Source organism: Arthrobacter sp. NPDC097144 (genome assembly GCF_044762205.1).
GTDB lineage: Bacteria > Actinomycetota > Actinomycetes > Actinomycetales > Micrococcaceae > Arthrobacter_B.
Genome location: NZ_JBIWDW010000001.1, coordinates 599682 through 620739, shown reverse-complemented (window position 1 = coordinate 620739; position 21058 = coordinate 599682). Strand labels below are relative to the sequence as shown.

The following is a 21058-nucleotide window of genomic DNA, read 5'->3' as shown; positions in this document are numbered from 1 at the left end:
TCATCTGTACAACCGTTGAGCCAGAACACCGTTATCTGTACAAGCGATGCCCGGAGGCACCGAGAATCAGCTGGGCACGGGCTCCGGGAGAGCCCCCACCGACGCCGGATCGGCCAGCAGTGCGGCAAAGACCAGTTCCGCCGCGCCCACCAGAAGCAGTTCGGTGCCCAGAGCGGCGCGACGGATGGATACCTCGCTGCCCAGGCCGCCGATGCCCCCTGCACCTACGGCTGCGTCCAGCCTGCCGGGGGCAAACGAGTGCAGGACACCCAGGAACCCGCCGAGCACAATGATGCCCGGATTGAAGATGTTCACGAAGTTGGTCAGCGCCACCGCCAGCAGGTCCAGCTGGCGGTGCGTCTCGGCGAGGAGGGCGGGGGAGTTGTCCGAAGCCATGGCGGCTTCGAGCTGGTCCTGGTCTGCATGCTCCAGTCCCAGGACGGCCAGCAGCCTGCCCAGGCTGACCTCCGTTTCCAAGCATCCGCTGCGCCCGCAGTGGCAGGGTTGACCTCCTGGAGTCACCACCGTGTGGCCGAGTTCCCCGGCATATCCGCTGGCGCCCCGAAGCGGTGCACCGCCCACCACCGCGCCGCCGCCGATGCCGCTCGCGCTGCCGTTGAGGTAAACGACGTCGGACGCTCCCACAGCCGCCCCGAAGAGGCTTTCGGCCAGCGAACCCAGGTTGGCGTCATTCGCGGCACGGGCCGGAAGTCCCAGTCCGGCATGAAGCTCTGCAGCGAGCGGGGCATTGAACCATTTCAGATGCGGCGCCAGCAGGACAGAACCATCGGTGCTGTTGACCAGTCCCGGAACTGCTGCGCCCACGCCGGCCACGCGGGTCATCCCTGCCAATTCAGTCTGCATCCCCTCGACCACGGCCCGGGCAATGTTCACTGTGTCGCAGACGGTGGGCAGGGAACCGGCGTCGTAGCGGATCCTGCGGTGGACCGTCCCGCCGAGTCCAACCAGGCCCACGGTGACGGCATCCACGTCCGGATGCACGGCAATGGCGGCAACCCTTTCATTGGCATGGACCAGCGGACTGGGCCGACCCACGCGCTTCAGGGCGGGCGGCTCCGTCTCATAGGCCAGCCCCAGTTCGCTGAGCTCAGCCACCAGGGCCCCGACGGTGGAGCGGTTGAAGCCGCAAAGACGGGTCAGATCGGCGCGGGAAAGCGGCCCGCGGCGATGCAGCAGCGTCAGGATCCGGGAAAGGTTTTGGGCGCGGATGCTCTCCGTGCCGGAGGAAATGCCGGTGCTCATGCTGCTGCCGTTTCTGCTGGAGGTGATGTCCGGGGCCAGGCTGCGCTGTGCTCGCAGCCAAGCGGACCGCTTCTCACCCTAACCCCGGCCGGCGTCGTTTTGAACGGTTTTGTTGCCGCGGAGAAGAAATCCTCTTCCGGAAGGCGGATCAGGGCCTGAAGTTTGGAAAGACCATTGACACGGCTCACATTGCGCCATAAGTTGTTGCTCCCAACTAATCTTGCTTTTGGAGTGAATTGTGACAACGACGCCATCACCATCCGACCGCTTTACCTTTGGCCTCTGGACCGTGGGCTGGACCGGCAACGACCCGTTCGGTGTTCCCACCCGCTCGGACCTGGACCCGGTTGAGGCCGTGCACCGGCTGGCCGACCTGGGCGCGTACGGCATCACGTTCCACGACAACGACCTGGTCCCGTTCGACGCCTCGGCGTCCGAGCGCGAGCAGATCCTCAAGAGCTTCCAGGGCGCCCTGACCGAAACCGGCCTGAAGGTTCCCATGGTGACCACCAACCTCTTCAGCCATCCGGTGTTCAAGGACGGCGGATTCACCTCCAATGACCGCTCCATCCGCCGCTTTGCGCTGCGCAAGGTCATGGCCAACATGGACCTGGCCGCCGAACTCGGCGCCGAAACCTTCGTCATGTGGGGCGGGCGCGAAGGCGCCGAATACGACGGGTCCAAGGACTTCGCCGCTGCCTATGACCGCATGAAGGAAGGCGTGGACACCGTTGCCGCCTACGTCAAGGAGAAGGGCTACAACCTGCGCCTGGCGCTGGAGCCCAAGCCGAACGAACCCCGCGGCGACATCTTCCTGCCCACGATCGGCCACGCTCTGGCCTTCATCAACGAACTGGAACACGGCGACATCGTGGGCCTGAACCCGGAGACCGGCCACGAGCAGATGGCCGGGCTGAACTTCAACCACGGCATTGCCCAGGCGCTGTGGGCCGGCAAGCTCTTCCACATTGACCTCAACGGCCAGAAGTCCATCAAGTTCGACCAGGACCTGGTATTCGGCCACGGCGACCTGACCAGTGCCTTCTTCACGGTGGACCTGCTGGAGAACGGCTTCCCCAACGGCGGACCGACCTATGACGGTCCGCGCCACTTCGACTACAAGCCCTCGCGCACCGAAGGCTACGACGGCGTCTGGGAATCAGCGAAGGCCAACATGGCCATGTACCTGCTGCTCAAGGAACGCGCCGTGGCTTTCCGCGCGGACCCCGAGGTCCAGGAAGCGCTGGCCACCTCCGGCGTCTTCGAGCTGGCCCAGCCCACCGTGGATGCCGGCGAGAGCCTGTTGGACTTCCTGGCGGACGCTTCCTCCTTCGAGGAGTTCGACGCCGAGAAGGCCGCCGAGCGCTCCTTCGGCTTTGTCCGCCTGAACCAGCTCGCGCTGGAACACCTCATGGGCGCCCGCTAAAAGCATTGCCCTACTGCCGCCGGGTCCGTTGTTACGGGCCCGGCGTTGCGGTGTTTGACGAAAAAGACTCAGAACGATGAAAGGTAACGCCATGGCACTGGTTGCCGGAGTGGACAGCTCCACTCAATCCTGCAAGGTGGTCATCAGGGACTCGGAGACCGGTGCCTTGGTCCGCTCCGGAACGGCCCGGCACGCCGACGGCACCGAAATTGATCCCGAGATCTGGTGGCGCGCGCTGCAGGAGGCATTGGATGCCGCCGGCGGACTCGACGACGTCGACGCCGTGGCGGTTTCCGGCCAGCAGCACGGCATGGTGTGCCTGGACGAGGACGGTGCCGTGGTCCGCCCCGCCCTGCTGTGGAACGATGTCCGTTCCGCCGCGGCGGCCGAAAAGATGGTTTCCGACGCGGGGCCCGACGGCGCCGCCTACTGGGCGGGGCAGACCGGCACCGTTCCGGTGGCCTCCATCACGGCGGCCAAGCTTCGCTGGCTTGCCAAAAATGAACCCGAGAATGCGGCCCGGACCGCCGCCGTCTGCCTGCCACATGACTGGCTGAGCTGGAGGCTGGCCGGCTACGGCCCGGGCAGCGGCCGCGCCGGGCTCGACGCTCTGCGGACCGACCGCTCGGATGCCTCCGGGACCGGTTACTGGTCGCCCGCGACCGGTGAATACCTCCCCGCCGTCCTGGAGCAAACCCTCGGCCACGTCCCGCTGCTGCCGCGGGTCCTGGGACCGCTGGAAGCGGACCAGCAGACGCCGTCGGGCGCTGTCATTGCTCCGGGCACCGGGGACAACGCCGGCGCCGCGCTGGGCGTGGGAGCCGGGGTGGGCGACGTCGTCGTCTCCGTGGGCACCTCCGGCACCGTCTTCGCCGTGACTGACGAATCCTCCGCTGACGCCACCGGTTTGGTGGCTGGATTCGCCGATGCCACCGGCCACTACCTGCCGCTGGCCTGCACGCTCAACGCGTCGCGGGTCCTGGACGCCACCGCAGCCCTGCTCTCCGTGGACCTTCCGGAACTGACCCGCCTGGCGCTGGCCGCTTCCGACGGCGCGGGCGGGCTGAGCCTCGTTCCGTACTTTGAGGGTGAACGGACGCCGAACCTGCCCGACGCCAAGGGCTCGCTGCACGGCATGACGCTGGCGAATTTCACTCCGGAGAACCTGGCCCGGGCCGCCGTCGAAGGCATCGCCTGCTCGCTGGCGGACGGGCTGCAGGCCCTGCGGGACCTCGGTATTGAAGCCCGCCGGGTCATCCTGGTGGGCGGCGCGGCCCGCTCGGAAGCACTGCAGCAGGCAGTATCCTCCGTGTTCGGCCTGCCCGTGACGGTTCCGGCTCCGGGGGAGTACGTGGCCGACGGCGCCGCCCGGCAGGCCGCGGCCGTGCTGTCCGGTGCCTGGCCGGCCTGGACCGCGGCGAGCGAATCAGTGGTGGAGGCTGCCGCCGCCCCGCAGATCCTGGAGCGTTATCGGACGGCAGCTGCCACGGCTCGGTGATGTTCGGCTTGGGCTCCCATGCTTGCTTTGGCCGGTAGGTTGGGCGCACGAAACTTTGGGGGCAAGCAGTATTGAGGGGCGGAATTCCGCTCGTTCTGATGTCCGGGATCGCCGTTGTGCTCTATGCACAGGGGCAGGCGGAGGCCGGACGCAGCACGCTGTGTGCCGCGCTGATCTTCGGCGTGCTGGTTCCCCGCGTCCAGGCGCGGTCCGCAGCTCGCAGCCGAGTGTCGAGCTAGGGCCCCTTCGCTGCGTCCATTGTAGAGATGATGCCGGAATACGCGCCTGATTGCGGCGCGACGTCGACGCTCGGCAAGGGCTAAGGTCGCGGAGTCGACACTCGGCGAGGGAATGCACGCCTGAATGCGGCACGACGTCCACACTGGGCCTGGCGAGGGTCGCGGCAGCGTGTCGGGGCAGCTTCCCTGGCTGACACAAGTAATTACGGAAACCTTGTAATCACTCCGGATTTACGTAATTATTTGTCATGGCCCCAGAACAACACCCCGGAGAGGAATCCCTCGAGAGCAGGGTAGAAGCCCTGGAGGCGCGCCTCGGCGCCCTCGAACAACGGGCGGAAGCCGGGGAACGTCAGCCTCCCGCAGATGCCGCGGACGTGTTCTGGGCCCTCAACGGCGTGCGGGACCGCCATCCCGACCCCGGCGCCGTTTATTTCGCCGGCACAGCAGCACCAGCGGCCGGCGTCCGGTACGAGTATCAATACGGCCTGGAAACCGGGCACCTGCTGGACATCGACTGGACACAGTTTTCCGATTCATTGGCTGCGCTTGGCCATCCCGTCCGGCTGGCCGTTCTGCGCGCGGTCCTGGGCGGAACAGAAACCGTTGCGGGACTGGTGGAGGATCTGGCGCTGGGAACGTCCGGACAGATCTACCACCACGTTCATCAGCTCACCGACACGGGCTGGCTAATGCCGCACGCCCGGTCCCGTTATCAAATTCCGCCGGCACGGGTCATCCCGCTGCTGGCCATCCTGACCGCTGTCTCCGGAGGTACGTGAGTATGGGAAATCAACGGCGAAAGATCTTATGCGTCCTGGCAGCTGCGGCCGTTTTGGCCTGCGGACTGCTGGCCGCACCGTGGGGCCCGCGGCTGTCAGGCGATGTGTCCGGGGATGCAGCGCTCGCGGAAGCTGTGCGTCCCCTCCTGAAGAATCCCGCAGACCGGATCAGCGTGGCCTACATTGAGGACGGCGACGTCCGTTTTGCCGGGTTCGGCGCCGACGAGCAGACCGAATTCGAAATCGGGTCCGTGTCCAAGACGTTCACCGCCGCCCTGCTGGCCGACGCCGTGGAACGCGGAGAAGTCACGCTGGAGACAACCGTGGCGGACATTATGGGGCCGGACCTTGCTGATCCGGATGCAGAGGTCGGCAGCCTCACCCTGGCGGAGCTGGCGAGCCACCGCTCGGGGCTTCCCCGCCTGTCCTCCGATCCTGCCTCGCTTGCCGCAGCCCTGCTGGGCACCTACCTGCACCGCGACCCGTACACAGCCTCGCCGGCCGCAGTCCTGAAGCATGCCCAGAAGGCTTCGGTGAGCGGGCGGGGCAGCTTGAGCTACTCCAATCTGGGCTATGCCTTCCTGGGCCAGCTTCTCGCCAAGGCTGCCGGCATGAGTTACGCCGATCTGCTGCGGCAGCGCATCCTGGAACCGCTGGATCTGAGGGATACCTATGTGCCGGTGACCGCAGACAACCTGCGTCCGGATGCTCCAACCGGCCGCAGTGCTTCCGGACTTGGCCAGGGGGCCTGGACCGCCAACGGCACTGCTCCGGCGGGCGGAATCCGTTCCACCGCTGCGGACATGGCCCGTTACGCCCAGGCACTGCTGGCGGGAACCGCACCCGGGGTCAAAGCACTGGATCCGCAGTGGGACAGCGACGTTGCCGGCGAGCAGGTGGGGCTGGCATGGTTCACGAAGGTCTCCTCCGAGTCGCCTGCCCGGTCCGTGACCTGGCACAACGGTATGACTGGAGGATTCGCTGCCATGGCGGCGCTGGACCGCGATGCAGGAAGGGCCGTGCTGATCTTCTCCAACGTAGCCTCCAGCCAGGAAGAGGCCGCTCTGACCCTGCTGAAGGAAGGCCTCTGATGGCTGCCTCCCTGCTGTCGTGGCTTCTGGCGGGAGTCCTGGTGGTGACCTGTCTTGCCGCGGCCCGTTCGGCGTGGAACCTGGGTGAACGGGCGCCCGGCATCAGCCGGATGGCGTTGCTGTCCAGCGTGCTGGAGGCAGCAGCCGTCGCCGCTTTCTTCCGTCTGGTGGTGGCGTGGAGCACCGGAACAACGCTGCTGTGGGTGGTGGCCATGGCGGCGCTGGCCGCCGCCGTTGCCGGACTGGTCATCCGCTGGCCGCAGCTGCCCTCACACGCCGCTCTGCTGGATTTCCCGGATCCGGAGGACATTGAGCAGGAACGGGAACCGGCGGCTACACGGCGGGCGCAGGGCGAATCCCGTCATTCCGGCCCGCTCCGGACCAAGCCGTGGAAGAAAAAGCCGAAGAAGGAACCAGGACGGCGGGCGGTAGCGGTGCGCGCCGTGGTGCTGGCCGCCGTCGTCGCCTTCTCCTTTGCCGTGGGCTAGGCCGACGCCGGACTAACCGGCAGCGGTCATGTCGCGAAGGAAGTGCACGGCGGCGACGTCATCCTCGGACCCTCCGCCTTCGTGCCCGTTGAACGGCCACGCAGTGATCTGCTTGGAACCGGCGTACGCGTTGTAGGCCGCGTAGACGGTGGACGGGGGAGTGGTGACATCCATGAGTCCGGCAGTGAACAAAGCAGGGATGGTTGCCTGGGGGGCGAAGTTCACGCCGTCGAAGTAGCGCAGCGTCTCCTGGGCACGGTCCGCTTCGGTGCGGTGGACGGACAGGAAATCGCTGATTTCCCGGTAGGGATACGCATCGGTGATCTGCAGGGCCCGCGGAAAATCGGAGAGGAACGGAACGCGAACCACGGCGGCGCGCACGTCAGGGCAGAGTGCCGCGGCGGCCAGTGCGACGCCGCCGCCCTGGCTGATTCCGGTGACCGCCACCCGGTCCGGGTCCACTGCCGCCAGTTCACGCGCAGCCTGAACGGCACGGACCGCGTCGGTGAACAACCGGCGGTAATAATAGGTCTGCGGGTCCAGGATGCCCCGGGTCATGACGCCGGGAACCTGCGGTCCGGCGCTGCCCGCACCGTCCGGCGTGGCACCCCGGCTCCAGCTGGCGCCCTGGCCGCGGGTATCCATGTGCAGGTGGGCAAATCCGGCCCCGGCCCAGAGCAGGTTTTCATGGGCCTCGCCGCGCCCGCCGCCGTAGCCGACAAACTCCACCACACAGGCCAGCGGCCCGGTGGCCCCGTGCGGCATCCGCAGCCACGCGCGCACCGTTTCGCCGTTCCAGCCGGCGAACTCAACGTTGTAGACGTCGATGGTTTCCAGGACCGTCGGCTCCGGTGTGACCTTGAGGTTCAGGGGATGGGACTGCGCCTGCTCCAGCGTTTCGGACCAGAACGCGTCGAAATCCTCCGGGCGGGTCTGGGAGCTGGTGTAGGCCTTCAGCTGGTCTGCGGGCAGGTCGGAGTACATGGCGGAGAGGTCCTGTCTGTCAGGGGAGACTGCCGTCCTGCTGCGCGACCACCACGGAAGCAGGACCGCGGGGAGACTGATGTGCGGTGAGATCCACGACACAGTGTATCCGCCCCAGGGGTGGTGTTCCTGCCAGCGGGTGCGGAGCGCCGGAGGACTCAGCCCAACTCGTGGAGGGAAAAGGCCGCGAGGAAACCAAGCGCTGCAATCAACCCGGTGAACATGTGGCTTTCTTCGAAGGCTTCCGGAATCATCGTGTCCGCCAGCATGGCCAGGATGGCGCCGGCAGCAATGGCCGTGATGAAGGCTATGAGTTCCACGGGCGCGTCCTGCAGGGTCAGAAAGCCAACCATGGAGGCAATGCCGCAGATCGCCGCAATGCCGCCCCACACACCAAACACATACTTGGCGCTGCGTCCCGAGCTCTTCATGCCGGCGGTGCTGGAGAGGCCTTCAGGGACATTGGAAATAAACACTGCCGCCAGCATGGCCGGACTGACGGCCGAAGCGGTCACCAGTCCAAGCCCGAGCACCACGGATTCGGGGATTCCGTCCAGCAGGGCACCGATGGCAAGGGCGCTGCCGCTGCCGGGCTGGTCGGCTTCGCTGGGCTGCCGGGAGCCCGAGCGCTTGCGGTGCCGCGCACCGGCCCGGGCCAGCAGGAGGTTGGCCCCAACGTAGGCAACGGCGCCGGCCAGGAAACCGCCGATCGTGGGCTGGAGCCCGCCGCCCTGGACTGCCTCGTCCACAAGTTCGAAGGCCAGCGCTGAAATCAGCACCCCGGAGCCGAAGGCCATGATCGAGGACACAACCTTCGGGTTGATCCGCCACTTCCAGGCGATACCGGAGCCGACCACCAGTGCCGAACCGGCAACCGTTCCCCACAGCAATGCCGCAAACCACGAGCCCAAAGCGCGTCCTTCTCCTGAACCGATAATCGGTACTCAGGATACTTACTTTGTTGCCCGGCTAGTTTTTGCCCAGGTCCGCGGCGGCCGCGGCAGCGGCCTGCTCGCCTGCGCTGCCGCCCGGGTTGTCCAGCCTGGCCACTCCGCCGCGCCGGTAGGCCGGCGTGGCCAGGGCAAGGATGAGGGTCATCAGCACGCAGCAGCCAATGATGACACCGGACATCGCCAGCGCCCCGCCGCCGAACACTCCCACCAGGGGGCTGACGACGCCGGCGATTCCCACCTGCAGGGCACCAATCAGAGCGGCTGCGGAACCGGCCATGTGGCCGTAGCCGCCCAGGGCGGTGACGGTGGCGTTGGCGGCGATCAGCCCGTGCATGCCCAGCACCAGCCACAGGCCGGCGGCCAGGCCGAAGACCCCGCCCAGCCCGGTGAGGATGATGACCGGCAGCAGCAGGGACAGTCCCAGCAGGACGGGGACGGTGACGCGCATGATCCGGGTGGGGGAGGAGCGGTGGACCAGGGCTGCGTTGAGCTGCGCGGAAAGGACCATTCCGGCTCCGTTGACGGCGAACACCAGGGCATACTGCCCGGGCGTCAAGCCGTATTCGTCCTGGAACACAAACGGGGAGCCCACCACATAGCTCATGATCACGGCCATGCCGAGGCCGGGAATGATGGACAGGGCCAGGAAGTGCCGGTCCCGCAGGAGCACCTTGTAGCCGCGGAAGACACTCGGCCCGCCGCTGGTGCGACGCCGTTCCGCCGGGAGCGTTTCAGGCATGAAACGCCAGACAATCAGCACCAGCACCAGGCCGATTAGGGCCAGCGCCACGAACACGGCCCGCCACTGCCAGATGCCGGCCACCGCCTGGCCAATGGTGGGTGCCAGCAGCGGTGCCAGCCCGATGACCAGCATCAGCCGCGACAGCAGCCGTGCGGCGTCCGAGCCGACAAAACGGTCCCGGATGACGGCGATCGCCACCACCCCGGCCGCGGCATTGAAGAATCCCTGCAGGACCCGCAGGCCAATAAGCGTGCCGATCCCCGGTGCAACGGCGCACAGCAGGGACACAATGACGTGAAGGCTGATACCGATCAGCAGCGGCAGGCGCCGGCCGAAACGGTCCGAAAAGGGTCCGATCACCAGCTGCCCGACGGCGGCGCCAATGAGCGTTCCCGACATCGTGAACTGCGCTGCCGCCTGGCTGGTGTGCAGCTCCGTGGCCACGGTGGGCAGCGACGGCAGGTACATGTCCGTAGTGACGGCCGGCAGTGCCGCCAGGGCACCCAGCATCAGGACGTACTTAAACCCCGGGCGATGCTGGTGGCGGGTGCCGGTCCTGGGGGGATTGCTCAACGGTGCTCCTGGGTTCAGTGCAGGGGAAGAAGGAGGAAAGGACGACGGCGGCCCCGTCCAGCCTAGGGGCGCGCCCGGTACGGGACAAGAGCGGCCCACAGTGGCGTGCACCACTTCCGCGCCCGGGGTCCGGCGAAGCAGCCGCCGGCTGCGCGCAGCTCGTTGACCGCGAAACAGCCGTCTTCCACACTGGGAGGAGCCCCGGAGTTGCAGTACCGGCCGCGGGCTCCCGCCACTTTCGAAGGGGCACATCCCATGGACAAGAGATTCCTCAACTACGACGACTGGCAGGACACCGCCGACACCCTGCACCTGTTCCTGCAGATGGCGGGCAAAGTGAAGCTGGAGCGCAGCTATAAACGGCCGCAGTGGGCGCACGTCCGGCTGGACACCACCATTGAGGGCATCGGTACCGGCATCATTCCCGCCGAGGACTGCAATTTCGAGATCTATTTCAATCTGGCCCGGCACCATGTGGATGTGCAGAACAGCTTGGGTACCCGGGTCCGGATACCCCTGCTGGACGGACTCAGCGTGGCCGCGTTCCACCGCGAGCTGATGGCGTCGCTGGACACGATCGGCACGCCGACGGCCATCAACACAACGCCGCAGGAGTTTTACGACCCCGTGCCCTTCGAGCAGGACACCAAGCACCACTCCTACGACCGGGACACGGTGGAACTGTTTTTGGCGAACCTGCAGTTTGCCTACCGGTCCCTGGCCGGGTTCCTGGCGCCCATGCGCGGAAAGGTGGATATGCCGGCTTTCTGGTTTGGCACCATGGACCTCTCCGGCAACGTGTTCAGCGGGCAGCCCGCGCCTTATACGGGAACGGACGCCATTGGGCGGAACTGCTTCGACGAAAAGTTCTGCGAGTTTGGGTTCTGGCCCGGGGACACCAAGTGGGATGCGCCGTCGTTCTATGCCCTCCCGTATCCCTTCGTGGCTGATATCGGCAGCTACGGATCCCTGCTGGCACCGCGAAAGGCGAAGTTCCTGGCCGAGGAGAGCGAGTTTGTTTTCCGGCTGGAGGATGCCTTTGCCGCGCCGGATCCGCAGCAGGCGGTGGAGGAATTTTGCCGCAGCAGCTTCGCGGTCCTTCAGCGGGTGGACCGCTGGAAAGATTTGGACTGGATCACTGAGCCCCTGACCTACGGGAGTTAGCTGCCGCGAAACCCGGCGGGTACGGAACCTAGCGGGTGTAGGGACGCAGCGGCTGTTCCAGGGCGCCTTCGCGCAGCAGCTTCAGCCGGATCCGCCGCGCGGTTTCCATGTGGTCGCGGGCCACCCGGCGGGCGGTCGAAACATCCTGCCGGTCGATGGCGCCGATCAGCGCTTCGTGTTCGTCCAGGGCATCGGTCCAGCGGTGCTCCACGGACAGCGTGGAGCGGGGTGCGTGGATCAAGTGAGTGGAGAGGCGTTCCAGCAGATCGGTGAGCACCGGGTTGTGCGCACATTCCCAGACTGCCGCGTGGAACTCAAGGTTGGTGGTGATCCGGGTGTGGTCATCGGGATCCGGAAGCTTACGGTCCCGTTCCAGCAGTGCTTCAAGCCGCATGAGGTCGGTGAACTGGCGGGACCGGGCCGCCTGCCCGGCTGCTTCTTCCTCCAGCAGGATGCGCATGTCGTACACCTGGATGACCTGGGCAGGGTCCACCTGGGGAACCTGCAGCCCCCGGGCCACCCGTTCCAGCAGGCGTTCCTGCTGCAGGCGGGAGAGCGCCTCCCGGACCGGAGTCCGGGAGACGCCGAAGCGCTCCGCCAGCGTTATTTCCCGCATCGGGGTTCCGGGGCCGTGCACGCCGGAGAGAATCTCGCTGCGGAGCGCCGCGAAAATTGCCTCGCCGTCAATACGTGCTGATGCTGCTTGGGCCACGGGCATGTCCTAGGAAGAGATACGGAAAAGGGGTCAAACGAACGGAGCCAACTTTACGCCCGGTCCTAGGCCAGCGAACCCGCCCGCCGGCCAAACACGCAGCCTGCCGCCAGGCCTGATCCGCCGGGGTAGTTGGTGCTGAACAGCCCGCCCAGCATCTCGCCGGCGGCGAAGAGCCCCGGGATGGGGTTGCCCCCGGCGTCGAGCACGCGGCCCGAGGTGTCGCCCTTAACCCCGCCGAAGGTAAAGGTGATGCCGCACGTGACGCCGTAGGCGTAGAACGGTCCGGTTTCCAGGGGAACTGCCCAGTTGCTCTTGACCGGTTCGGTGGCTGCGGCGCGGCCGTCCAGGACGTTCGGATCAAAGTCCACGCTGCGGTCAATGGAGGAGTTGAAACCGGTGACGGTCTTCTCCAGGGCTTCGGCGCTGATGCCGATCTTGGCGGCCAGTTCGCCGATGGTGTCCGCGGTTTCCACGGAGACTCCGGGCATGTCGTACTCCTCGGTGCGCAGCATGGGCCGCAGTGTGGCATCGAAGATCTGCCAGGCGACGGAGCCGGGCTGCTTCAGGATTTCGCGCCCGTACTTGGCGTAGGTGTAGTTGCGGAAGTCCGCGCCCTCGTCCAGGAAGCGCTCGCCGTCGCGGTTCACGATGATGCCCAGGGGATAGCTCTGCCGGGTCAGGCGGTTGGTGAGCTCTCGGTTGCTTTCGTTCTCCTCGGTGAAGGCATCCCACTGCACGCTGTGGCAGGTGTTCCAGTCGCCGCCGCGTGCCGCACCGATCTCCAGCGCGGCCAGGATCATGTCACCGGTGTTGCACGGCGTGCCGCGCACCTTGGCGTTTTCCCAGCCCTCGCCGAGGTGTTCGCGGCGCAGGGCCGGGTCTGACTCGAAGCCGCCGGCGGTGAGGATCACGGATTCGGCATGGATTTCATAGTCGCCGTCCGGGCTGGAAACGACGACGCCGGTCACGCGGCCGCCGTCGTGCAGCAGTTTGGTTGCCGGGCTGGCGTAGCGGATGTCGACGCCGTGTTCCCGGGCCACGCGGGTGTGGTCCGCCATCATGCCCTCGCCGCCGCCCACGTTGCCGACATGCAGCCCGCCCCAGAACAGGTAGCCGCCGTCCGGGCGCTCGTAGGCCTGGCGCTCATACATGAGGCGGTACTTCAGTCCGAGGCTGTTCAGCCAGCGCAGCGTTGACTGGCTCTCCTCGATCAGGACCTTGGTCATGTCCGGATCATTGCGGCCCTCAGTCACCTTGGCCAGGTCGGAGGCATAGTTCTCAGCTGTGTACGGGGGAACCTCAGTGGTGGCATGCCTCTCGTCAGGCTCGATGAGTCCGGCCAGGTCTTCCAGGCCTCCGTGGACAATCCGGGTGGCACCGGCCGTGTAGAAACTGTTGCCGCCGGAGAGGTCCTCGGAACCCTTCTCCAGCAGGATCACCGACCGCCCGCGCTCGGCGGCGGCGTGCGCGGCAGTGAAGCCTGCGTTGCCGCCGCCCACCACCACTACGTCCGTGCTGACGGAACCGGGATTTTCTGCCACTGCCATGTGCTGCTCCTGACTCATTGCATACCGTTGTATACATCGACACTGCGAATGGCATTGAGTCTACGGATTCAAGCGCCCCCGTCAAATAAGGGTCATATTGGTCTCGTTTGTTACCTGCGCCATAGACACCTATTGTGGTGATCTGCGTCACCTGCGGTATATGTATGTCCTTGTGTACAACCAGTACACCTGCACCGAACACCGTCCGTCCGACAACGAAGTATTGGAACGGGAACAATGAAAAAGTCCATCCGCACGGGGGTCTTTGCCCTCGTCGTCGCCGTGGTTACGGTCCTGGCGTTCGTCAACGCGGCGGCATCCGGCGGCACCGCCACCGCGCGCAGCAAACTCACCCTGATTGCCCCGGCGGCGCCGGGCGGAGGGTGGGACGGGTTTGCCCGCGAGTCCCAGCAGGCCCTGCGCAGCAACGGAATCGTCAACAATCCGCAGGTGGTGAATGTCCCCGGCGCCGGCGGCACCATTGGCCTGAGCCAGTTTGTCCAGACTCCGGGCCGCGAGGACGCCCTGCTGGTCACCGGCGGCGTGATGGTTGGCGCCATCGAGCTTGCCGACAACCCCGAATCGATGGCCGACGTTGTGCCGATTGCGCGCCTCGCGGATGACTTTGACGTCCTGGTGGTTACCGCTGATTCCGACTTCCAGACCCTGGATGACTTCCTGGCGGCCTGGAAGGAGAACCCGGGCGGCAACTCCATCGGCGGCGGCTCGCTGGGCTCCATCGACAACCTGCTCAGCGGCCTGCTCGCCCAGGAGGTCGGCATCGACCCCGCCGAAGTAAACTACGTGGCCTACTCCGGCGGCGGCGAGGCCCTCACCTCGCTGCTCTCCCACACCACCGCGGTGGGCATGTCCGGCTACAACGAAGTTGCGGATCAGATTGAGGCCGGCACCCTGCGGGCCCTGGCCATCTCCTCCGAGGAGCGGCTGGACGGCGTGGACATCCCCACCTTCAAGGAACAGGGCGTGGATGTTGCCATGTCCAACTGGCGCGGCGTGGTGGCCGCCCCCGGCATCACGGACGAGGCCAAGGCCGAGTTCATTGCCATCATCACTGAAATGCGTGAGTCCGATGAATGGAAAGACACCCTGGAACGCAACAGCTGGACCGACAGCTTTGCCACCGGCGAGGAGTTCGAAACCTTCATCCAGGACGAAGTCTCCACGGCCAGCACAATCGTAAAGGAGCTTGGACTATGAGCCTCGCCCAGGACAAGCCCGCACCGCTGAAGACTGACCCGCCGCCGCGCCGGCCGGCGCTGGAGGGCCGCAGCGAACTGGTGGTGGTGGCGGTGCTCTACGCCGTGGCCATTTTCCTGACCATCGGCACCGCCACCATGAACGTGCAGGGCACCGCCTCGCCCGGACCCCGGTTCTTTCCGATCCTCGTGTGCATTGCGCTCTATGCCGTCGCCACGGCGCTGGCCATCTCCGTGATCCGGCGTCCCAACGTTCCCGACACCCGGATCCACCCGGGCCGCGGCAACTTCTCCGGCGCCATGCTGGATGACCTCTCCGGCGAGCATGAGTTCGCCGCCCGGCATGACGACGACGGCGACGCCGCCGGAGCTCCTGCCGTCTACAAGACCTACTCCGACTGGCGCACCGTCGGCCTGGTGGTCGGCGGCGTGGTTGTCTTCACCGCAGCGCTGAACATCCTTGGCTGGATCATCAGTGCAGCCTTCCTCTTCTGGGTCATCTGCTACGCCATGGGCAGCAAGCGTCCGCTCTTTGATGTGGGGGTGTCGCTGCTGTTCGCCTCCGCCGTCCAGCTCGCGTTCAACGCCGGCCTGGGCCTGAACCTGCCCTCCGGCTTCCTGGGAGGGATGCTCTGATGGATCAGATCGGACTGCTCTTTGAAGGGTTCGCGCACGCGCTGACCCCCATAAACCTGCTCTGGGTGCTGATCGGCGCCGTGCTGGGCACCGCCGTCGGCGTCCTGCCCGGCCTGGGCTCCGCAATGGCCGTGGCACTGCTGCTTCCGGTGACCTTCTCGCTGGAACCCACCGCCGCGTTCATCATGTTCGCCGGAATCTACTTCGGCGGGCTCTTTGGTGACTCCACTGCGGGCATCCTGCTGAATACCCCCGGCAATTCCTCGGCCATTGCCTCCACTTTTGAAGGCCACCGCATGGCCCGGAACGGCCATGCCGCCAAGGCGCTGGCCACCGCGGCCATCGGCGCCTTCATAGGTGGCCTCATCGCCACCACGCTGGTGGTGTTCTTCGCTCCCACCCTGGTGAAGCTGGCCACGGTCTTCGGTCCGGCGGAGTACTTCGCCCTGGCCGTCTTCGCCTTCCTGGCGATCTCCGCCGTCGTGTCCGAATCAGTGGTCCGGGGCATCGCCGCCCTGGGAATCGGACTCGCCCTGGCCCTGGTGGGCATCGACGGGCCCAGCGGCACCGCCCGCTTCACCCTCGGCCTGCCGCAGCTCTTCGACGGCATCTCCGTCATCGTCATCACCGTTGGCCTGCTGGCACTGGGTGAAGTGTTCCACGTTGCCTCCCGGATCCACCGCGACCCGGTGGCCACCCGGCTGGAAACCCGCGGCAACGCGCGCATCAACTTCAAGGACTTCCGCAAGGCACTGCCGGCCTGGCTGCGCGGCACCGCCTTCGGCGCTCCGTTCGGCCTGATCCCCGCCGGCGGCGCCGAGGTTCCCACCTTCCTGGCCTACGGCACGGAAAAGACGCTCGCCAAGCGGCGCAAGGACCCCGAGTTCGGCACCACCGGCTCCATCAAGGGCCTCGCAGCGCCGGAGGCCGCAGCCAACGCGACGGCGGGAACCGCCATGGGTGCGCTCCTGGCTCTGGGCCTGCCGACGTCGGCCACCGCCGCGATCATGCTTGCTGCGTTCCAGCAGTACGGCATGCAGCCGGGCCCGCTGCTCTTTGAGCGCTCCGGCGACCTGGTCTGGGCCCTGCTGGCCTCGCTCTTCATCGGCCTGGTCATGCTGCTGATCATCAACCTGCCGTTTGCTTCCGTGTGGGCAAAGCTGCTGACGATTCCCCGGCACTACCTTTACGCCGGCATCACGGTCTTTTCCGTGCTGGGTGTCTACGCGGTGAGTTCCTCGCTGATCGACCTGTGGCTGCTCATCGCCATCGGCCTGGTGGGCTTCATGATGCGCCGCTACAGCATTCCGCTGGCCCCCGTGCTGATTGCGGTCATCCTGGGTCCGATGGCGGAGACCGAGCTGCGCCGTGCCCTGGCCGTCTCCGAAGGGGACCTGGGCATCCTGGTGGGCAGCCCCATCACCATCACGCTCTACCTGGTGCTGGTGGTTGCCCTGCTCGTCAGCGCCCTGCAGCACCTGCGGCACCGCCGTGATGACCGCCGGGCAGCAGCTGCACAGGAGCTTGAAACGGTGTAACGGACCGGCACAAAAACCAACGGCCGGCCGCGGTTATCCGCGGCCGGCCGTTTTGTTGGCCGGAAGATGGAAGAATCACTGTGGGCAACCTCACGGTGAGGAGCGGACGAAGGAGTTCCAATGGATGCGCGCGAGAACCAGGCGCTGGACGCGGTCAAGCTGTATTACGAGGCCGGGCTGTCCCAGGGCGAAGTGGCCCAGCGCCTCGGTTTGTCGCGTCCCACGGTGTCCAAGCTCATCCAGTACGGCAAGGACCGCGGCTACGTCACGATCGCCATCCACGATCCCCGGGAGCAGGGCTCCACCCTGGCCGCGGAGCTGCGCGAAGTTTTCGGCCTCGCGGATGTCCGGCTCGCCGTCGTTCCCGATGCCCCGCACCTGCTGGGTGAACTCGGAAAGGTGGGAGCCGCCGTACTCGCCGAGAACGTCCGCGACGGGGACCTTGTGGGGGTCACCTGGGGTTCCACCATGTACTCCGTGGCCCGGAGCCTGTCCCGGCAGGAACGCCACGGCGTGGAAATCATCCAGCTCAAGGGCGGGGTTTCCTACACCACCCGTGCCACCAACGACTTTGAAACCATCACCCTGTTCTGCAATGCCTTCGGCGCGTTTGCCCGCACCCTGCCGCTGCCCGTCATTTTTGACAGCGTGGAGGTCAAGCGGCTGGTGGAGGAGGAAAAGCACATCCGCAGGGTGATCCAGATGGGCAGGGAGGCCGACGTGGCCGTCTTTACCGTCGGCGCCATCCGCCCCGACGCCATGCTGTTCAACCTCGGCTACCTCAGTGAAACCGAAAAAGCCGGCATCTCCGCCCGGGCCGTCGGTGACATCTGCTCGCGCTTTATCGACGACGACGGCAATGCCTGCGTGCCCCAGCTCGATGAACGGACGGTCGGCATCACTCTGGCGGACCTGCGCGGAATCCCCACCCGGCTCCTCGTGGCCGGCGGAGAAGAGAAGGTGACAGCCATCGAGGCCGCCCTGCGGGCCGGCTACGCGACGCACCTCGTGATCGACTCCGATACCGCGCAGCGCGTGCTCAACGCTTCCCGGCGGCGGGCAGCCTCTTAATCGGGCATGCCGCTCATCGCCGCACATGTAAACGCATCGGCACACATGTAAAACAGTAATTTGACATGTGTTCCAAGCCACTTCTACAGTGAGTGAAAACCCTCAATGAGGAGGCTCACATGTCGAAGATTTCGCAGCTCATCGATCACACACTGCTTGCCCCGACGGCAACAGCCACGCAGATCGAAACCCTTGTCCAGGAAGCCGTAGAACACGAGTTCAAAACGGTCTGCGTCAACCCTGCCTGGGTGGCCCTGGCCAGCCGTGCCGCTGAAGGCACGCCGGTTGGCGTCTGCACCGTGGTCGGGTTCCCGCTGGGCGCCTCCACCACCGCCGTCAAGGTCTTTGAAACCAAGGACGCACTGGCCAACGGTGCGGATGAAGTGGACATGGTCATCAACATCGGCTGGGCACTCGCCGGAGCCTGGGACGACGTCGAAGCGGAAATCCGTGCCGTCGTCGAGGCCGCCGCGGGCAAGGCTCTGGTTAAGGTCATCCTGGAAACCTGCCTGCTTGATGACGAGCAGATCGCCGAAGCCTCCCGCTGCAGCGTCGCCGCGGGTGCGGACTTCGTCAAGACCTCCACCGGCTTCTCCAAGCACGGCGCCACGGTGGAAGCCGTGCAGATCATGCGCGAAACCGTTGGCCCGGACCTGGGCGTCAAGGCCTCCGGCGGCGTCCGCACCGCTGAGGATCTGGCCCGCATGGTGGACGCCGGTGCCACCCGGATCGGCGCTTCGGCAGGAGCAAGCATCCTCGCAGGCAGCACCCTCTAATGCTCTTCAAGACTTCCGCCGTCCAGCAGCCGGACGGCTACCTCAGCCGCATTCCGTGGTTCCAGTTCCTGCTGATTTCGCTCTGCTTCCCGATGTGGGGCGCCGCTGCCAGCCTGAATGACATCCTCATCACCCAGTTCAAGTCCGTGTTCACGCTCTCGGACCTGGCCACTGCGTTTGTGCAGTCCGCCTTCTACGGCGGCTACTTTGTCATCGCCATTCCGGCCTCGCGCATCATCCGCCGGTTCACGTACAAAACCGGCATCCTGATTGGCCTGGGCGTCTACATCCTCGGCTGCGCCGCCTTCTTCCCGGCCTCCCACATGGCCACCTACAGCATGTTCCTGGTGGCACTGTTCGCCATTGCGGTCGGCCTCAGCTTCCTGGAGACCGCCTGCAACACCTACTCCACCCTGCTGGGCCCCAAGCCCACCTCCACCTGGCGCCTGAACGTCTCCCAAACCTTCACGCCCATCGGATCAATCCTGGGCATCCTGCTGGGCAAGTACCTGGTCTTCACCGACGGGGACACGCTGGAAAGCCAGATGTCCACCATGTCCGCGGAGGAAAAGGTTGCCTTCAGTGCCGACATGCTGCAGCGAACCCTGATGCCGTACAAATACATCATCATGATCCTCGTGGTTGTCTTCATTGTGGTGGCGCTGACCCGGTTCCCGCACTGCAAGCCGCTGCGCGACAAGACCCACGAAGCCACCGCACGGATCGGCGAAACCCTGGCCTACCTGGCGCGCAACAAGGAATTCCTGCGCGGCATCTTTGCCCAGTTCATGTACGTGGGCATGCAGACCGCCGTATGGTCCTTCACCATCCGGCTGGCCCTGAACCTGGATGACTCGCTCAATGAGCGCAACGCCACCAACTACATGTTCTTCGCCTTTGTGGCCTTCTTCCTGGGCAAGATGGCAGCAAACTTCCTGATCACCCGGTTCAACGTCAACGCAGTCCTGATGGGCTTCGCCGTGCTCGGCAGCCTGGCACTGGTCTACGTGATGCTGGTACCGAACATCACCGCCGTCTGGGCCGCGATCCTGGTCTCCGGGCTCTTCGGACCCTGCTGGGCCACCATCTTCGGCCGCACCCTGGACACCATTGAGGACAAGCGCCACACGGAAACCGGCGGCGCGGTGCTGGTCATGGCTATTGTTGGCGGTGCAGTGATCCCCGTGGTCCAGGGCCTGGCTTCGGACCTGACCGGTTCCCTGCAGCTCTCCTTCGCGGTCTCCCTGGTCTGCTTCCTGGCAGTCTTCCTGCACTTCCGCCACCTGCGCCGCTCCGAAGCATGCGCCGCCGGCCTGGAAAGGACCGCAGATTATGTATCGCATTAATCTGGCGCGCGGCTCCTTCTCCGCCGCCGAAACCACCTTGGTGGAATCGCCGGAGTTCACCGTCACCGGTGTCCGGTACCCCAGCGGCATCGAATCCGTGACCGTCCGCAACTCCCGCGGCCGGGTGGAAGTCCTGCCGTTCCTGGGCCAGATGATCTGGGATGCGGAGTTCGACGGCGTGAGCCTGCGGATGGATTCCACCTTCCGCCAGCCCCGGCCGGCCCGGCTGATCGAGGACACCTACGGCTGCTTCGCCTTCCACTCGGGCCTGCTCTCCGCCGGATGCCCCTCCCCGGAGGATACGCATCCGCTGCACGGCGAGTTCCCCTGCGCGGACTTCGACGAAGCCTGGCTGGAAATCGACGCCGACTCAGTGGCAGTCTCCGGGCGCTACGAATATGTGAAAGGCTTCGGGGACCACTACGACGCCGTTCCCGCCGTTCGGCTGCATGCCGGTTCGGCGATGTTCGACATCGACCTGACGGTGACCAACCTGTCCGCTGCACGCACCATGCCGCTGCAGTACATGTGCCATATGAACTACGCCTTCGCGGACGGGGCACGGATGACGCAGTCCCTGCCCGAGGGTGCTTTCAAGCTGCGGGACAGCGTTCCGGCGCATGTCACGCCCACCCCGCAGTGGACCGCCCTGAACGAGGCCATCCGCAGCGGGCAGGTCAATCCGGACATCCTGGATGCGGCCGCGGGGTATGACCCGGAGATCGTCTTTTTCGCCGATGGGCTGGATTCCCTCGGCGGGACGCTGGAGTTCCTCCTCGAACGCACCGACGGCGTCACCTTCGCCACCCGGTTTGCCGGCGCGGACTTCCCGGTGGCTACCCGGTGGCTGCTGCACAACGGGGACCAGCGCGTGGCCGCCTTTGTGCTGCCGGGGACATCCCGTCCGGAAGGATCCCTCGCCGCAAAAGCAGCGGGAACGTTGATTGAACTGGCGCCGGGAGCATCCCGCTCCTTCTCCGTCAGCACCGGCATCAAAGAGAAGGCTTAG

General features: G+C 66.0%; 20 protein-coding genes. 14 read left to right on the top strand and 6 right to left on the bottom strand.

What is annotated here, in order from left to right:
- Positions 1-66: 66 nt before the first annotated feature.
- Entirely contained in the window at positions 67-1263 is a 1197-nt protein-coding gene (locus tag ACIQXM_RS02900) for an ROK family protein (RefSeq protein ID WP_400927304.1), read from the bottom strand.
- A 238-nt stretch (positions 1264-1501) separates the two neighbouring features.
- Between ACIQXM_RS02900 and xylA the strand changes: the two genes are divergently transcribed.
- From xylA to ACIQXM_RS02870, 6 genes are all read left to right on the top strand, one after another.
- On the top strand, positions 1502-2689 hold the full coding sequence (xylA, locus tag ACIQXM_RS02895) for a xylose isomerase (RefSeq protein WP_400927301.1): 1188 nt from the start codon (positions 1502-1504) through the stop codon (positions 2687-2689).
- A 91-nt stretch (positions 2690-2780) separates the two neighbouring features.
- Positions 2781-4187, top strand: coding sequence for a xylulokinase (locus ACIQXM_RS02890; protein WP_400927298.1), 1407 nt, complete (start codon positions 2781-2783; stop codon positions 4185-4187).
- Positions 4188-4258: 71 nt separating this feature from the next.
- Positions 4259-4426 (top strand): hypothetical protein, encoded by a 168-nt coding sequence (locus tag ACIQXM_RS02885; RefSeq protein ID WP_400927295.1) that lies wholly within the window; start codon positions 4259-4261, stop codon positions 4424-4426.
- A 248-nt stretch (positions 4427-4674) separates the two neighbouring features.
- A complete protein-coding gene (locus ACIQXM_RS02880; RefSeq protein ID WP_400927292.1) occupies positions 4675-5208 on the top strand; it encodes an ArsR/SmtB family transcription factor in 534 nt (177 codons plus the stop codon).
- Positions 5209-5210: 2 nt separating this feature from the next.
- A complete protein-coding gene (locus ACIQXM_RS02875; protein WP_400927289.1) occupies positions 5211-6299 on the top strand; it encodes a serine hydrolase domain-containing protein in 1089 nt (362 codons plus the stop codon).
- Positions 6299-6787, top strand: coding sequence for a hypothetical protein (locus tag ACIQXM_RS02870; RefSeq protein WP_400927286.1), 489 nt, complete (start codon positions 6299-6301; stop codon positions 6785-6787). Before ACIQXM_RS02875 ends, ACIQXM_RS02870 begins: the two co-directional genes overlap by 1 nt.
- A 12-nt stretch (positions 6788-6799) precedes the next feature.
- Here the strand turns inward: ACIQXM_RS02870 and ACIQXM_RS02865 are convergent, their stop codons facing one another.
- The 3 genes from ACIQXM_RS02865 to ACIQXM_RS02855 all read right to left on the bottom strand — a co-directional run bounded on the left by ACIQXM_RS02865 (position 6800) and on the right by ACIQXM_RS02855 (position 10039).
- Positions 6800-7771 (bottom strand): acetylxylan esterase, encoded by a 972-nt coding sequence (locus ACIQXM_RS02865; protein ID WP_400927284.1) that lies wholly within the window; start codon positions 7769-7771, stop codon positions 6800-6802.
- Between the two features lie 158 nt (positions 7772-7929).
- Positions 7930-8682 (bottom strand): ZIP family metal transporter, encoded by a 753-nt coding sequence (locus ACIQXM_RS02860; protein WP_400927282.1) that lies wholly within the window; start codon positions 8680-8682, stop codon positions 7930-7932.
- Positions 8683-8740: 58 nt separating this feature from the next.
- Positions 8741-10039: a multidrug effflux MFS transporter gene (locus ACIQXM_RS02855; protein WP_400927279.1), complete on the bottom strand. Its 1299-nt coding sequence runs from the start codon at positions 10037-10039 to the stop codon at positions 8741-8743.
- Between the two features lie 255 nt (positions 10040-10294).
- Between ACIQXM_RS02855 and ACIQXM_RS02850 the strand changes: the two genes are divergently transcribed.
- Complete coding sequence (locus ACIQXM_RS02850; protein WP_400927276.1) at positions 10295-11203, top strand: DUF5996 family protein; 909 nt, start codon at positions 10295-10297, stop codon at positions 11201-11203.
- A gap of 28 nt (positions 11204-11231) precedes the next feature.
- On the opposite strand, the gene ACIQXM_RS02845 is transcribed toward ACIQXM_RS02850, so the two are convergent.
- A complete protein-coding gene (locus ACIQXM_RS02845; protein WP_400927273.1) occupies positions 11232-11915 on the bottom strand; it encodes a GntR family transcriptional regulator in 684 nt (227 codons plus the stop codon).
- A 65-nt stretch (positions 11916-11980) separates the two neighbouring features.
- Positions 11981-13465: an FAD-dependent tricarballylate dehydrogenase TcuA gene (gene tcuA, locus ACIQXM_RS02840; RefSeq protein ID WP_400927270.1), complete on the bottom strand. Its 1485-nt coding sequence runs from the start codon at positions 13463-13465 to the stop codon at positions 11981-11983.
- Positions 13466-13702: 237 nt separating this feature from the next.
- On the opposite strand from tcuA, the gene ACIQXM_RS02835 reads away from it, so the two are divergent.
- From ACIQXM_RS02835 to ACIQXM_RS02805, 7 genes are all read left to right on the top strand, one after another.
- Complete coding sequence (locus ACIQXM_RS02835) at positions 13703-14683, top strand: Bug family tripartite tricarboxylate transporter substrate binding protein (protein WP_400927267.1); 981 nt, start codon at positions 13703-13705, stop codon at positions 14681-14683.
- Positions 14680-15318 carry a tripartite tricarboxylate transporter TctB family protein gene (locus ACIQXM_RS02830; RefSeq protein WP_400927265.1) on the top strand — a complete coding sequence of 213 codons (639 nt, stop codon included), beginning with the start codon at positions 14680-14682 and terminating at the stop codon, positions 15316-15318. The genes ACIQXM_RS02835 and ACIQXM_RS02830 overlap by 4 nt, the downstream gene beginning before the upstream one ends.
- On the top strand, positions 15318-16856 hold the full coding sequence (locus tag ACIQXM_RS02825) for a tripartite tricarboxylate transporter permease (RefSeq protein ID WP_400927262.1): 1539 nt from the start codon (positions 15318-15320) through the stop codon (positions 16854-16856). Before ACIQXM_RS02830 ends, ACIQXM_RS02825 begins: the two co-directional genes overlap by 1 nt.
- 120 nt (positions 16857-16976) lie before the next feature.
- Positions 16977-17927, top strand: a complete 951-nt coding sequence (locus tag ACIQXM_RS02820) for a sugar-binding transcriptional regulator (protein ID WP_400927259.1) — start codon at positions 16977-16979, stop codon at positions 17925-17927.
- A 119-nt stretch (positions 17928-18046) separates the two neighbouring features.
- Positions 18047-18703 (top strand): deoxyribose-phosphate aldolase, encoded by a 657-nt coding sequence (gene deoC / locus ACIQXM_RS02815; protein WP_400927256.1) that lies wholly within the window; start codon positions 18047-18049, stop codon positions 18701-18703.
- Positions 18703-20049 (top strand): L-fucose:H+ symporter permease, encoded by a 1347-nt coding sequence (fucP, locus tag ACIQXM_RS02810; protein ID WP_400927253.1) that lies wholly within the window; start codon positions 18703-18705, stop codon positions 20047-20049. The genes deoC and fucP overlap by 1 nt, the downstream gene beginning before the upstream one ends.
- The gene (locus tag ACIQXM_RS02805; protein ID WP_400927250.1) at positions 20036-21058 is read left to right on the top strand and encodes an aldose 1-epimerase family protein; all 1023 of its coding nucleotides are present in this window, start codon (positions 20036-20038) and stop codon (positions 21056-21058) included. Before fucP ends, ACIQXM_RS02805 begins: the two co-directional genes overlap by 14 nt.

What these genes read in the sequence shown, in the direction of transcription:
- ACIQXM_RS02825 (WP_400927262.1), top strand. Translation starts at nt 15,318, where the DNA reads ATGGATCAGATCGGACTGCTCTTTGAAGGGTTCGCGCACGCGCTGACC.
- ACIQXM_RS02890 (WP_400927298.1), top strand. Translation starts at nt 2,781, where the DNA reads ATGGCACTGGTTGCCGGAGTGGACAGCTCCACTCAATCCTGCAAGGTG.
- ACIQXM_RS02835 (WP_400927267.1), top strand. Translation starts at nt 13,703, where the DNA reads ATGAAAAAGTCCATCCGCACGGGGGTCTTTGCCCTCGTCGTCGCCGTG.
- ACIQXM_RS02870 (WP_400927286.1), top strand. Translation starts at nt 6,299, where the DNA reads ATGGCTGCCTCCCTGCTGTCGTGGCTTCTGGCGGGAGTCCTGGTGGTG.
- tcuA (WP_400927270.1), bottom strand. Translation starts at nt 13,465, where the DNA reads ATGGCAGTGGCAGAAAATCCCGGTTCCGTCAGCACGGACGTAGTGGTG.
- ACIQXM_RS02820 (WP_400927259.1), top strand. Translation starts at nt 16,977, where the DNA reads ATGGATGCGCGCGAGAACCAGGCGCTGGACGCGGTCAAGCTGTATTAC.
- ACIQXM_RS02850 (WP_400927276.1), top strand. Translation starts at nt 10,295, where the DNA reads ATGGACAAGAGATTCCTCAACTACGACGACTGGCAGGACACCGCCGAC.
- ACIQXM_RS02880 (WP_400927292.1), top strand. Translation starts at nt 4,675, where the DNA reads ATGGCCCCAGAACAACACCCCGGAGAGGAATCCCTCGAGAGCAGGGTA.
- fucP (WP_400927253.1), top strand. Translation starts at nt 18,703, where the DNA reads ATGCTCTTCAAGACTTCCGCCGTCCAGCAGCCGGACGGCTACCTCAGC.
- ACIQXM_RS02900 (WP_400927304.1), bottom strand. Translation starts at nt 1,263, where the DNA reads ATGAGCACCGGCATTTCCTCCGGCACGGAGAGCATCCGCGCCCAAAAC.
- deoC (WP_400927256.1), top strand. Translation starts at nt 18,047, where the DNA reads ATGTCGAAGATTTCGCAGCTCATCGATCACACACTGCTTGCCCCGACG.
- ACIQXM_RS02875 (WP_400927289.1), top strand. Translation starts at nt 5,211, where the DNA reads ATGGGAAATCAACGGCGAAAGATCTTATGCGTCCTGGCAGCTGCGGCC.
- ACIQXM_RS02805 (WP_400927250.1), top strand. Translation starts at nt 20,036, where the DNA reads ATGTATCGCATTAATCTGGCGCGCGGCTCCTTCTCCGCCGCCGAAACC.
- ACIQXM_RS02865 (WP_400927284.1), bottom strand. Translation starts at nt 7,771, where the DNA reads ATGTACTCCGACCTGCCCGCAGACCAGCTGAAGGCCTACACCAGCTCC.
- ACIQXM_RS02830 (WP_400927265.1), top strand. Translation starts at nt 14,680, where the DNA reads ATGAGCCTCGCCCAGGACAAGCCCGCACCGCTGAAGACTGACCCGCCG.